Origin of the sequence: Glutamicibacter endophyticus (assembly GCF_048457885.1) — a bacterium.
Taxonomy (GTDB): Bacteria; Actinomycetota; Actinomycetes; order Actinomycetales; family Micrococcaceae; genus Glutamicibacter; species Glutamicibacter endophyticus.
In genome coordinates this window covers 1,961,240-1,973,971 of the sequence record NZ_CP174200.1, presented here as the reverse complement: position 1 = coordinate 1,973,971, position 12,732 = coordinate 1,961,240, and the positions used below count along the sequence as shown (strand labels likewise).

Annotated in this window: 11 protein-coding genes and 1 tRNA gene; all 12 read left to right on the top strand. The window is 59.8% G+C overall.

The annotated features are described in order from the left end of the window. Positions 1–17: 17 nt before the first annotated feature. The 12 genes from proB to ACJD00_RS09170 all read left to right on the top strand — a co-directional run bounded on the left by proB (position 18) and on the right by ACJD00_RS09170 (position 12,534). Complete coding sequence (gene proB, locus ACJD00_RS09225) at positions 18–1,163, top strand: glutamate 5-kinase (RefSeq protein ID WP_309406903.1); 1,146 nt, start codon at positions 18–20, stop codon at positions 1,161–1,163. Between the two features lie 23 nt (positions 1,164–1,186). After that, the gene (locus ACJD00_RS09220) at positions 1,187–2,482 is read left to right on the top strand and encodes a glutamate-5-semialdehyde dehydrogenase (protein WP_418906770.1); all 1,296 of its coding nucleotides are present in this window, start codon (positions 1,187–1,189) and stop codon (positions 2,480–2,482) included. A gap of 96 nt (positions 2,483–2,578) precedes the next feature. After that, entirely contained in the window at positions 2,579–2,791 is a 213-nt protein-coding gene (locus tag ACJD00_RS09215) for a hypothetical protein (RefSeq protein WP_309406906.1), read from the top strand. Between the two features lies 1 nt (position 2,792). Next, entirely contained in the window at positions 2,793–3,410 is a 618-nt protein-coding gene (gene nadD, locus ACJD00_RS09210) for a nicotinate-nucleotide adenylyltransferase (RefSeq protein WP_309406908.1), read from the top strand. Positions 3,411–3,489: 79 nt separating this feature from the next. Further along, a complete protein-coding gene (locus ACJD00_RS09205; RefSeq protein WP_418906769.1) occupies positions 3,490–4,827 on the top strand; it encodes a hypothetical protein in 1,338 nt (445 codons plus the stop codon). Between the two features lie 53 nt (positions 4,828–4,880). Beyond that, positions 4,881–5,258 carry a ribosome silencing factor gene (gene rsfS, locus ACJD00_RS09200; protein WP_309406911.1) on the top strand — a complete coding sequence of 126 codons (378 nt, stop codon included), beginning with the start codon at positions 4,881–4,883 and terminating at the stop codon, positions 5,256–5,258. A gap of 76 nt (positions 5,259–5,334) precedes the next feature. After that, positions 5,335–5,407, top strand: a tRNA-Ala gene (locus ACJD00_RS09195). A gap of 945 nt (positions 5,408–6,352) precedes the next feature. Continuing rightward, positions 6,353–7,480, top strand: a complete 1,128-nt coding sequence (locus tag ACJD00_RS09190) for a hypothetical protein (RefSeq protein WP_418906768.1) — start codon at positions 6,353–6,355, stop codon at positions 7,478–7,480. 1,296 nt (positions 7,481–8,776) lie between these two features. Beyond that, positions 8,777–9,871: a CHAT domain-containing protein gene (locus ACJD00_RS09185; protein WP_418906767.1), complete on the top strand. Its 1,095-nt coding sequence runs from the start codon at positions 8,777–8,779 to the stop codon at positions 9,869–9,871. Positions 9,872–11,087: 1,216 nt separating this feature from the next. Beyond that, on the top strand, positions 11,088–11,360 hold the full coding sequence (locus ACJD00_RS09180; RefSeq protein ID WP_418906766.1) for a DUF2277 domain-containing protein: 273 nt from the start codon (positions 11,088–11,090) through the stop codon (positions 11,358–11,360). Positions 11,361–11,408: 48 nt separating this feature from the next. After that, on the top strand, positions 11,409–11,786 hold the full coding sequence (locus ACJD00_RS09175) for a hypothetical protein (protein ID WP_418906765.1): 378 nt from the start codon (positions 11,409–11,411) through the stop codon (positions 11,784–11,786). Between the two features lie 142 nt (positions 11,787–11,928). Then, positions 11,929–12,534 (top strand): dihydrofolate reductase family protein, encoded by a 606-nt coding sequence (locus tag ACJD00_RS09170; protein ID WP_418906764.1) that lies wholly within the window; start codon positions 11,929–11,931, stop codon positions 12,532–12,534. Positions 12,535–12,732 lie beyond the last annotated feature (198 nt).

Genomic DNA, 12,732 nt, shown 5'->3' with positions numbered 1-12,732 from the left:
AAAGAAGACACGCAGTAATGGTGCGATCCGCCCGAGTTCCGTCCGTAATTTCTACAGCTAGTGATTTGCCAAAGGCCAAGCGTCTGGTCGTCAAGGTGGGATCCTCCTCACTGACCACCGTCAACGGAGGCATTTCAACCGATCGACTGAACTTCTTGGTGGATTCCCTGGCGCCACTGGTGGCAGGGGGCACCGAACTGGTCTTTGTCTCCTCCGGCGCCATTGCCGCAGGCTTGCAACCACTGGGTTTCGAGCGGCGGCCGAAAGACCTAGCGAGCCAGCAGGCCGCCGCTGCCGTAGGGCAGGGCCTGCTGCTGGCGCAGTACACCAACGCCTTCAACAAGCACGGGGTGCAGGTCGCCCAGGTTCTGCTCACCGCCGATGACCTCACGCGCCGCCAGAGCTACGGCAACGCCTTCCGGACGCTGAACCGCCTGCTGAACATCGGCGGGGTGCTGCCGATCGTGAACGAAAACGACACCGTGGCCACCCACTCGGTGCGCTTCGGCGACAACGATCGCTTGGCGGCCCTGGTTGCTCACATGCTCAAGGCCGATGCCTTGCTATTGTTCTCCGACGTCGACTCGGTGTACGACGCCCACCCGAATGAGGGTGGTACCCGTATTTCCGAGGTGGCTCACCCGGATGAGCTAGAAGATGTCGACTTGGGCACCGCAGGGGCCGCAGGCGTCGGCACCGGTGGCATGATCACCAAGGTCGAGGCCGCGACCATCGCCTCGGACGCCGGCATCCCGGCGCTGGTGACCAGTACCGCAAATGTGCGCCGTGCATTGGCCGGCGAAGATGTGGGCACCTGGTTTGCCGCGCGCGGTACCCGCCGCAGCGCGCGAGCCGTCTGGTTGGCCCACCTGGCCAGCACGAAGGGCAAGATCATCATCGACCGTGGCGCGGTCAACGCGCTGCGCACCGGTGAGAATTCGTTGCTGGCCGCAGGTATTACCGGTGTCGAGGGCAACTTTGAAGCCGGCGCCGCGGTGGAAATCTGCGATGCGCAGGGTAAGGTCATCGCCCGCGGACTGGTCAATTTCGGCAGCGATGAGCTGCCGCAGATGTTTGGCCGTTCCTCCATCGAACTCGGCGAAGAACTGGGCGAGGACTACGTCCGTTCGGTCGTCCACGTCGACGACTTGGCCTTGGTGTAGGGGGAATCACTACAATGGACACTATGAGTCTTGACACAACCGCAACCGGAAAGACCCACATGACCGACGTTACCCAGGCCGTACACCACCACGCCGACCAGGCTCGCAACGCATCGCGCGTGCTGGCCCGGGCGGACCGCGATTGGAAGGATCTGGCCCTGCGCCGGATCGCCGAACGCCTCGATTCGAACCGCGCAGCGATCCTCGCGGCCAACGCCAAGGACCTTGAAGCCGGTCGCAACAATGGCACGTCCGACGCCTTGCTCGATCGCCTGAAGCTGACCGACGATCGCATTGACGGTTTGATCGCCGCGCTGCATGAGCTGGCTGGCCTGCCCGACCCCGTGGGCGGTTTTGTCCGCGGTGAAACCCTGCCCAACGGCCTGCGGATGCGTCAGATCAGCGTCCCGATGGGCGTCGTTGGCGCGATTTACGAGGCCCGCCCCAACGTCACCGTAGATATCGCCGGTTTGGCGTTGAAGAGCGGCAACGCGGCGCTGTTGCGCGGCGGTAGCGCGGCACTGCACTCCAACCAGACGCTGATCGCCATCATTCGTGATGCCCTGGAATCCGTCTCGCTACCGCGCGACGCCGTGGTCTCCATGGACGAGTACGGGCGTGAAGGCGCTGCGGCCATGATGGAAGCCCGCGGCAAGATCGATGTGCTGATTCCGCGTGGCGGCCGTGAGCTGATCCAGCGCGTGGTCACCACCGCCCGAGTCCCGGTCATTGAAACCGGCGAAGGCAATGTGCACATCTTCTTGGACGAGTCGGCCGACACCGAGATGGCCGTGGATATCCTGCTTAACGCCAAAACCCAGCGTCTGAGCGTGTGCAACACGGTCGAAACGCTACTTATCGACGCCAAGGCTCAAGCCGGTTACGCGGTGCTCGAGGCGCTGCACAACGCCGGCGTGCGTTTGCACGTCGATCCTCGCGCCGCGGAATTGGCCGGATCCTTGCCGACCGTGGAAGCCGGGGAAGAGGACTGGGCTAACGAGTACCTTGACTCGGATATTGCGGTCAAGGTGGTCGACGGTATCGACGAGGCCATGGAGCACATCCGTCGCTACTCCACCGGTCACACCGAGGCGATTATCACCAACAATCTGGCTCGTTCGGAGCGTTTCATTGCCGAAGTCGATTCGGCTGCGGTCATCGTGAACGCCTCCACTCGTTTCACCGACGGCAGCCAGCTGGGGTTGGGGGCCGAGGTTGGTATTTCCACGCAGAAGATGCACGCCCGCGGCCCCATGGGGCTGAAGGAACTGACCACTACCAAGTGGATCGTCCAGGGCGATGGACACGTGCGGAAATAGTTTCTGATCTACCTTTTCGGTAGGATGTAGAAGAATCAATTAAGTTCATTCCGGCCGCGGCAGCTCGCCCGGTTGGAAGGCTAGCGTCTGGAGAATATGTTGAACGCGCTGATCCTTGCTACCGAAGCGGCATCCGAAGGCTTGCCAAGCGAGACTTGGGCACTGCTGATTGGCGGTGGCATCTTTGTTACTTTGATGATCCTGCTGTTGATCACCGTGTCCTACACCAACGTTGGCAATCGTCACGACGTCAAGGACGAACCGCACGACACCCACCGTCAGTTCAAGGTTCACGAACCTAAGCACTAACTTGGCGGACTCCAAGCAGCTCAAGAACCGCCCATTACGCCTCGGCGTAATGGGCGGTACTTTTGATCCCATCCACAACGGTCACCTCGTGGCGGCGAGCGAAGTTGCCGCCGAGCTCGACCTGGATGAGGTAGTTTTCGTACCAACCGGCATGCCTTGGCAAAAGTCGGACCGGGAAGTCACCAGCCCGGAACATCGGTACCTCATGACGGTCATCGCCACCGCATCCAACCCGCGTTTCACCGTAAGCCGCGTGGATGTCGATCGCGAGGGCCCCACATACACCCGTGACACCCTGCTGGATCTACGCAGTGAACGCCCGGATGCCGAGCTTTTCTTCATTACTGGTGCCGACGCCATGAGCAAGATCATGAGTTGGCGGCATATTGACGAGCTTTGGGACCTCGCGCATTTCGTGGGAGTGACCCGCCCCGGGCATTCGCTACCGGAGATGGAAGAGTTGAAGGCCAAGTCGATCTCGCAGCTAGAGATTCCGGCACTGGCCATCTCGTCCACGGATTGCCGGCAGCGCGTTGAGCAGGGAAAGCCCGTCTGGTATCTGGTGCCAGACGGTGTGGTGCAGTACATTGCAAAATACGGGCTTTATACCGAGTCGTAGCCACACACGACCCAGCCCTTCAAGGCATAATTCTTAGGTAAGGGTGACGGGTTGTCTACGCGGTCGGGAGAAGGACAGGATGAGCGATAACACGCAGCCGGCTTCAAGCCGGCGTGCTCTGCGTGAAAAGCGGCGAGCCGAAATGGAAGCGCTGCTGGCCAGCAGCGAGGCCGAAAAGAAGGCTCGTAGCCAAGCCGAGGAGTCCGTCAAGGACGAAACTCCAGAGCCTAAGGCCACCGAGAAAACCCCCGACAGTGCGCCCAAAAATGAGACCCCAGCGGCGCCAGCCAGCGAAGAGCAACTGGGGGAGCGCGCCTCTCGGCGACGGGCCCGCGACCGTGAGGCCTTGCGCGAACGTCGTCGGCTGCAGGAAGAAGTGGGTGCACTCACCAGCCATCAGCCCACGGTGGCTCCCGCCGATGAGCCCAAACCGCTAACTCGTCGCCAGCTACGTCTGCAGGCACTAGCCGAGCAAGGTAAGGCCGAAGCGCCCAAGGCGCAGGAGAGCAAGCCTGCCGCTTCCTCCAAGAAGCCTGAGGCGTCGGACGCGGAACCCGAAACTACCGTGATGAGCGTCGAGGAGGCCCTTGCCGCACGTCGTGCCCACGGGACCACTCCACCACCTATCGACCCGAAGCTCTTGGGCGACGACGATAGCGATATCGACCTCGAAGTCCTAGCCCATCAGCGTGAAATGGCAGCCCGCGCGGCGATTATTTCTCGCCGAGCCGCCGAACGTGAACGACTACGCGTCGAGAACGCCAAGGCTGGCAAGGACGACGAATCACTCTCCGATCCGTTTACCGGGGCCATGGGCAATATCCGTGAAGCCGAAGAGCGCATCGCGCGTACCGGAGTGTTGGGGCCGAAAACCGAAAGTGTCTCGTTGACCGTTGCCGGTCAAGAGGCAAAGGACGCGGAGAAGAAGACCGAATCCAAGCCCGCCGACAAGGCCCAGTCCGAAAAGACCGAGTCCAAGGACTCGGCAGCAGCAAAGTCGACGGCGAAACCCGCCGACAAGCCAGCGCCGAAGCCTGCACCTAAGCCCGCGGCGAAACCCGCGGCGAAACCCGCAGCGCCGGCCCCGGCCGCAAAGAAGAACACTCCGGCAAAGCCAGCTAGCGATAAGGGCGCATCAAACGCCAAGAAGCCAAGCGCTGCGCCTAAGCAACCCGCCAAGGCTCCTGCGGCCGATAAGCCAGTAGGGAAAAAGCAGGCGGCAGCGCCAGCGGCCCCGCGGGATATCGAGATGCCTCGCCTAGAGGCGGTCAACGCTCACGGTCTCGATCCACTGGATGTGCAGACCCAAGGTGTGCGTCGAGCCAACAACATGCTTATTACCATGATTGCCGCGCTCTCGGTCGGCGGCGTCGCGCTGATTGCCGGAATCGTCATGCTGATCAATGCTCTCTCTTAAGCACTGATCACTTAAATCACTCGTCATTGAATCAAAAGGAGAGACTCACCTATATGGGAGCTCACGCAGACTCTATTGCCCTAGTCAAGGTGGCCGCCTTGGCCGCCGCAGAGAAGAAGGCAGAAAATCAGGTTGCTCTAGACGTAGCCGAGCGTCTGGGTGTAACCGACGCCTTCTTGATCGTCTCCGGAGGATCTGAGCCTCAGGTAAACGCCATCGTGGATGAGATCCACGCAAAGGTCCTCGAGGAATTCGGGATTCGACCGGTCCGCCGCGAAGGCTTCGGCCAGGGGCGTTGGGTGCTATTGGACTACGGTGACGTTGTGGTTCACGTACAGCACCAAGAAGACCGCGTTTTCTATGCGCTGGAGCGTCTGTGGGCGGATTGCCCGGTCATTGAACTGCCTGCAGAGGTCACCGAAAGCCACTAGTGGCAGCGGATTTGCATTGCGCGCAGGAGCTCATATATAGTTATTGAGTTGCCTGATCAGGGTAGCAAATCCTTCTGGGGGTATGGCGCAGTTGGTAGCGCGTCTGCATGGCATGCAGAAGGTCAGGGGTTCGAATCCCCTTACCTCCACAAAATGTGTCTTACGGGAACACGCAACATCGAAAGGTGTTGTGTGTTCCCGTAAGTCGTTTCTGCCCTCGTGCTCATCTTCTGCTCCCGCGTCGTCACCGTCGCCGGTGCTTTCGCTTTCGCTTTCGCGGATGATGGTGGCGAACGGTTCGGCCGGCCTCGGGCGTAATTGCTCGTCGTCGGTGATGTCGAGGCAGGCAAAGAACTCCTATTTTGCCAACCTGCGATCGGCGTCGCCGGATCTGGCGTAGGCGTGGTGCGAGTCTGTGAGCAACCGTAGGCTGTCGTGGAGGGACACCCGCCTCACGTGAACGCCACGGACGCGAGCCGCACCGGGCAGCAGGCCCTCGCCGGAAATGAGACGCTAGGTGTTTTCACACCTGCTGAGGCGGTGCAGCGCATCCAACAAACTCGCGCAACCGAGCAAGCGGCAACGACATCTCGACCCTTCCCACGTGCTCGACCGCGGTCCCAGCCACGGCAGGCCGTCTCCGGGGCGGTGACCACCCTCCGGAAATTAGGCATTTGATCAAGCGAGCGATAAGTGCGTCTCGCACGAACGATGCGCCTTCAACGCCGCCGTAGTTGGCCGTAAATCGCACATGGACCACGTTCATCCCCGCGAGACCCAACACGCAGTGAGGTCGTGGGCCTGATCGGCGGCCGAAATTCCCGCGGACGCTTCCGAGTCAGCCGTGTGTCGGCGTGCGAGTTATTGTGCTTAAGGTGAGTCAGCGGTGATGCCCGTCGCCTACGCGTCGGAGATCCGGTCCCGACCGAGATGCTCGACCTGAGCCGTCTAGTTCAGGCGTTCCTCGTCGCTCACGCCCCGTCAACAGGCGTCGTAGCGTGCGTAGGCTCAAATCCTATGGCCCCCGTAAGATTGATGACGAAGCTGGCCCCCATTCGGCTAGTGAAGTCTCGTGACCGTCGAAGGAGCAGGCAATGACTGATCAGGAACTGGGCGCAGGTAAGACCTGCTTCGTCGTGACGCCTATCGGCGACGCGTTAGCTCCGCTCGGCACTGATGGACGCATGGCTTACGAGCGCGCCCTCGAGATGTGGTCCAAGGTCTTTTCACCAGCATGCGAGCAATTCGGGTTGCAAGTTGTACGCGCCGACAAGATCGCGGATCCCGGTGAGCTCCCTGACCAAATCTTCACCTACTTGCGCGACGCCGAGATCGTTGTTGCCGATGTAAGTGGTGGAAACCCGAATGTGATGTACGAGTTGGGGCTGCGGCACAGCAAACACGCGATTACTCTTCAGGTCGGTGAGTATGGGCGGCTACCTTTCGATGTGCAGTCAATCCGAACCATTCAGTTCACCCGCAACGAGATGGGGCTTATTGAAGCAAGGAATGCACTGACCGAAGCGTTGCGAGTAGCGCTTACAACGGGGCCAACGAAGCTACGTGCGACGGATGTATTCACTGATGGGGATGGCGGCAAGGTTGACCCCGCCGCCGACGCTGCTCGCTCACTGGATACCGAAGACGGCCAGACAGTGCTTGATGAGCCGGGGTTGCTTGAGGTGATGGCAGCCGGGGAGACTGCGATCAGCCACGTCTCGGAAGTGCTTAATAATGCGCAGGAGTGCATCGTGGAAATTAGCGAGGTGACTAAATTCGCTGCGGAGCGAGCTCAGTCACCGCAGGTTACTTCCAAAGGATTCACGGGCAGACTTCTGGTCATGAGGGACCTCGCCAAAGAACTCGACCCGCTCGCGAAGAGTCTCGACGCAGCTGGCGAGGCCTTCGCGACCGATATCGATCTAATGGACGCGATGATCAAGAACGTTCTTGCCCGCGCAGGTGAAGAAGACTCATCAGAGGTGGAAGTATTCCTAGGACAGCTGGACGGCCTTCTCGACGCATCAGAGGAAGGCGCAGAGGGAATCATCGGCATGCGAACGAGCGTCAAGAACAACCGCGACCTTTCGCGTGATATTCGACCGGTCATGGATTCGATTGTTCGGTCTCTCGACAGGTTCATTGCCAGCATTCAAGTGATGCTGAGTTGGCGTGACGGAATAGACGAAGCTCGGCAACTGCTTCGTGCTAGAGCGAACTAGTCATACCTGCATCCATCCCGTACACCTGCAAGTACTTCTTGCATGTGCTTCAACTGTTTCCGCAGCATCTCCTCACGGCGCCTTAAAATTTTGACTTTAACCCTATACCTGTGTCGGAGTCAGCACCGTTTGTATCTTCTGCCTCATTCGGGCTCGCCTCGTCCTCATGTTCTCGCATGGATTCGGTGTAGACCCGCCGTTCCTCCCAAAGGCCATTGCAAGTCGTGGTGCTCATCTTGCACAGTCTCGACCTTGACGAGTTGGCCGTCTATATCCGCGTTACAACGGGGCTCCCCGCGAAGTTCGTTATATGCCCTGCGGCTGTGGTCGTGCCTGGAAGACCTTCGCCCACACCGTCCCGCGGTGAATCCTGTACTGCCTCGCGAGCGAGGGTACGCTGACGCCGTCCGCACGGGCGGTTCGTATAGCGTCCACTTCCTCATCCGCGAGACGTGTTCGAGGTCGTATCTTCGGCTCCGTCGATGCACCGATCAGCGGATCGTCCGGCTCTCCGGCAGGGTCGGCAACCCCGTGGATACGTTGATTCCACGCGGAATCAAGCCTCTCAATCCGTGGCCGCCTGTTCCCGCAGCGCTTCATTACTTCTACAAATGTAATGTCTCGGGACTTTGTTTAGGATGATGTCCCGAGACATTAGTTTTTAACCAGATGCCTACTCAGCGACGTAAGTGTGTTTCTGAGGCCATCTATTGTTGCCCCCAAGGGTGGCCAGCCGACTTTTTCGTGTTTTCTCTAGCGCGACCTCTGGCGTTGATCTAGGTGATCATTAATATATGGCCCGTGCTCTACGCTGTCGCGCCTGGCCGACCATTGTTTGCGGGACCTACCGCGTCGTCTTTTCATATTGCGCGCCCCCGTATGGCTACCAGAAGGCCTTGAGAAGCTCCTGACCGCTAGTTTTAGGGGAACCACCTGCAGCGGATTGCTGCTCACGAAATGGGCAGGTATCGACTCTTTTAGGTCAGATGACAAATTCTTTCTTGCGGCCTGTTAGGGGGCCATTGTCCGGTGAGGCTCGCGTATGAACGGTGTCCTTGGACATTGTTGATTGGTTGGGTGGGTGAAGGGTGTCGCAGGTCTATATGGCTGGTGGTGTGTTTGTGGGTGGGTTCTTCCATGGTGAAGGATGTCCTGAGACCACACACTCGGAGATTTCACCGGCGTCAGCGGCCGGATCGGAGAAGGCGGGCAGGGGGGAACCTCTGCAGTTGGCAGGGCTTGATGTCCCGGAGGTGCGCGATCGACACCCTCAAAGTGTCTGTGGTGGGAGCTAGCATGGACAGCACAGTCAGAGGCGAGGAAGCGAAGTTCATGAGTGCACAGCAGTACCGGAATCAGTTCAATAATAAGCGCAAGCAACGCGTTGATGCCGAGAAGAAGGCCGGTGAATACCGGAGCAAGGAGTCGAAAAAGCGCGCTGAAGCTGCCAAAGCACGTCAGGTCGTCACGAAGACGCAGAGCGAGAGCACTCAGCGCAGCAAGCTTCGCGAAGCCGAACGTAAGGAGAAAGAAGCCGAGTCCGCCGGTCGTGAGGCGAACAAGTGGCAGACCACGGCGGCCCGATACGCGAAAGCGGAGGATGAGCTTCAATCGAAGGTCGCACGGGCAGAGCAGACCGAGGCTAACGCTGCGGAGCGACGACGAAAACGCGATCAGCAACTTGCTGATCGACGTGCCAGCGCCGCTCGCGGCGAGATTGAGAATCGATTGAAAGGCGCAGAGTCGGCCATCAACAACGTGATACGACAGCTCCCGGCGCCGCGCGTCGAAAGGCTTCGTGTTCTCATCCTTGGTGCCTCGGCGGAAGGAGACTCGCGTGTCGGGCGAGAGCAGAAGCGAATCCGCGCCGCGGTTGAATCGGCGCTTCATCGTGACGCGATCGAACTTGATGTCCGCCCAGCAGCAACGACTGCTGACCTTCTTGATGGGATTACCAAATTCCGTCCCCACGTTGTGCATTTCTCCGGACACAGTGATGAGAACCTCATTGTGTTTGAAGATGAGCAGGATCTCCATCATGAAGGCATCGTGGTGACTGCCGGTGCATTCTCCAAAGCGGTTCAAGCCACAGATCTGCCGCCGTTGCTGGTTGTGCTCAACTCGTGTAACTCAGCCGCTCAGATCGACGGCCTTATCGCGCAGGTGGTGCCGTTCGCGATTGGGATGGCAGACACGATTGACGACGTCGATGCGATCAATTACGCGGCGCAGTTCTACGCGGCGGTTGCGAACGGCCAGTCGATCAAGGCGGCCCACTTGTCCGGGCAGGCAGCCCTCGAACTTGCTGGGCTTGACGGCGCTGATCTTCCGACGCTTGCGTGGGCAGCCGAAGTTGACCCATCGGACGTGGTGCTCGTCAAGCCGACCTGAACCATTTCACTCACACCACGAGACACAGCGGGAGAACGACGGTGAGGTCGTCTTTTTGGGGCTGGACATCGCGGTACTCGGCGGTCTGGAAAGCGTCCTCAATCTGGTCGATGTGATGTTGTCGGCGTAGCGCCGAGGAAGTCTCGCAGCCGGACGAAATCGATGAGTGTGGTTGTTTCGGGATCAACCCGCGCGATCGTATACGCAGCCGGGCGAGAATCCATGGTACATCGGGAGGGCGGAACGGTAATGTACGGCCCGTCGCTATGGAAGTCGATCCCGGTGCGTGCTACCGGCTGAGATCGCCGCATTCACTACACTGTGGCTGGCCGATAGGCGTGCATGCCCCGAACTGGTGCGCATCAGCAACTTCCAGCCGTCCACCAAACCTGCCCGGGAGGCGCGGGCGATGGAGGCGTACCGTTGACCGGGCCGTGCACATCTACGATTTGCATGTCCGAGGCGGCACCGGTGGGAACTCCGATGTTCGACTACGGGATTACTTGCCACCAAACCTCGGACTGGACCACATCGGTATTGGGCTCACGGAAGCCGTGTGCCTTGAGCGGGCACATCCCACTGGAAGCGTACAGGACCACCGGGACGCTGGGGGTGGAGCGGATCACCAAGCGTGCGCTGCCCTAGTTGAAAACCGCCGCCGTTGGGCTCAGCTACACCGGTTACATCCCGATGGCTGGGGGTCTCAGTAGCTGATGCACTAGCGTGGTACGTCGTCCGCGCCAGCTATGAATCTGCATCTATTCAAGAATCATTTCTTCAAGGCCATCCGATTCGGTGGTATTGGACGGGCTCTTCGTGCCCGGGCATGTGCTCGTCTCGAAACGTTTCGGTCTGGGAATTACCCGCTCGCACAGCTTCCCGACCTGGGGACGGAAAACTTGTGGCCGTCGCGCAACCAGCACGTGCAGTTTCCTATCTTGTGCTCGGCTCACCCGCGCTCGACGCATTGTCGTGGCCTGTGTATGCACTTGGTTTCACGGTGGTCGCCGCGATTATCTTGCGCACACCCAATGACGCGGGGCCGCTTCCACCGTTGCCCGCCCGCTGGGAGAATTGCCGATAATGAAGGTGATCAGCAACTGGTGAACACAGGGCGGATTTGCGCCGAGGAGGCAGGTATAGACCCGACCGGCGAGTCACTGAGGGGGAGCGATACCCACTATCGAGTCACGAGCACCAGCAGTAGCATGCTGGTATGTGCCGCAATATACATAATCTGCATAACTTCGAGCCGGCCGCGACAGCCGAAGAGGTGCACGCCGCCGCCTTGCAATATGTACGAAAGATCGCCGGGACGACGAAGCCGTCGAAAGCCAATCAGGAGGCCTTCGACCGCGCCGTAGGCGAGATCGCGCATGCGACGCAGCATCTGCTCGATGATCTGGTGGCTACGCGTCCGCCGAAGAATCGCGAAGAAGAAGCCGCGAAAGCACGTGCCCGCGCTGTCGCTTCCGGACGGTACCAATAGTAGCGCCATGGCTATCTCCTTTAGAAATCGAGCGGAAGGAACAAGGTCATGGTTCACGTGGCCCTGACTGCGGCGCTGGTCCTGTTTGCCGTCCTTGGAATCTTTCAAGTCTTAGTTGCACTCGGCTTACCCTATGGACGCTTCGTCTGGGGCGGTCAGCATCGCAGACTGCCACCAAAATTGCGCGTCGGTAGCCTCATCGCAGTGCTGCTTTACGTCGGTTTCGCCGCACTACTGTCGAGTCGCGCCGGCGTGCTGCCCGGAGGCGAGTCGCCCGTTGTACGAGTTTTGACGTGGGTGCTGTTCGCATATCTCGTTATTGGTGTCGGCATGAATGCCATCTCGCGCAGCCCTTCCGAGCGGTGGACGATGACGCCGACCACCGTCGTTCTTGCCCTCGCAACCTTGGTCATAGCCCTAAACTAATGCGTTTACACCCGCGAGATGGCCGGTGGGTGGTGTGTAGCGGCGCGGCACCGTCTTGACGGGGCCGTGTTGCTTGCCGTCTATGGCTCTCGGGTCTAGCGTGGGCCGTGGGACTACGCCGACCGGAACAAAGGGGATAGCCGTGGGGATTGTTTGTTGTGACGTTACGGTCTCGTTAGATGGATTTGTGGCTGGACCCGAGCAGTCACGAGAGGAGCCGCTGGGGATCGGCGGTGAAGAATTACACCGTTGGATGTTCGAGCGCCGCGAGGAGAATCTCGCTGAAGTTGAGGCCATCGTCGATGCGGGTGCGTTCATCATGGGACGCAACATGTTTGGTCCGGTACGTGGAGTGTGGGATGAGATCTGGCGCGGCTGGTGGGGCGATGAACCGCCATATCATGCCCCGGTATTCGTCTTGACGCACCATGAACGGGAACCGATCCCAATGCGCGGGGGCACCACGTTCTATTTTGTCACCGGGGGAGTGCACGAAGCCCTAGAGCGCGCACGTGAGGTGTCTCCGGAACGCAATATCGCCGTGGCCGGTGGGGCACAAACCATCAACCAATTCCTTGCCGCTGGCCTATTGGACGAACTGCGCCTGCATATTTCGCCAATTCTCCTCGGCGCCGGGGCACGCCTCTTTGATGAGGTTCCCTTGATCGATGCGGTACCGATTCATTCACGGGCCGATCCGCTCGTCACCCATTCGACGTACAGGTTTCCCAAAAAGCACGGAGAATGAAGTGTTCTGATTCTGGGACAGAGAATTTGCTCGTCCCCAAGATGCGGACTTCCCGGCCGTGGGGCAGGCATCACGTAGGATCGAAACAGCATCTGAAGCATTGGAGTATCTATGTCCCCTGGACCGCATCGGCCGCGGCACGAACTGGGCCGCAAAGCCTCGCCGACCACGTCCACGGCGGTGTCCCCGGTCTTTCGT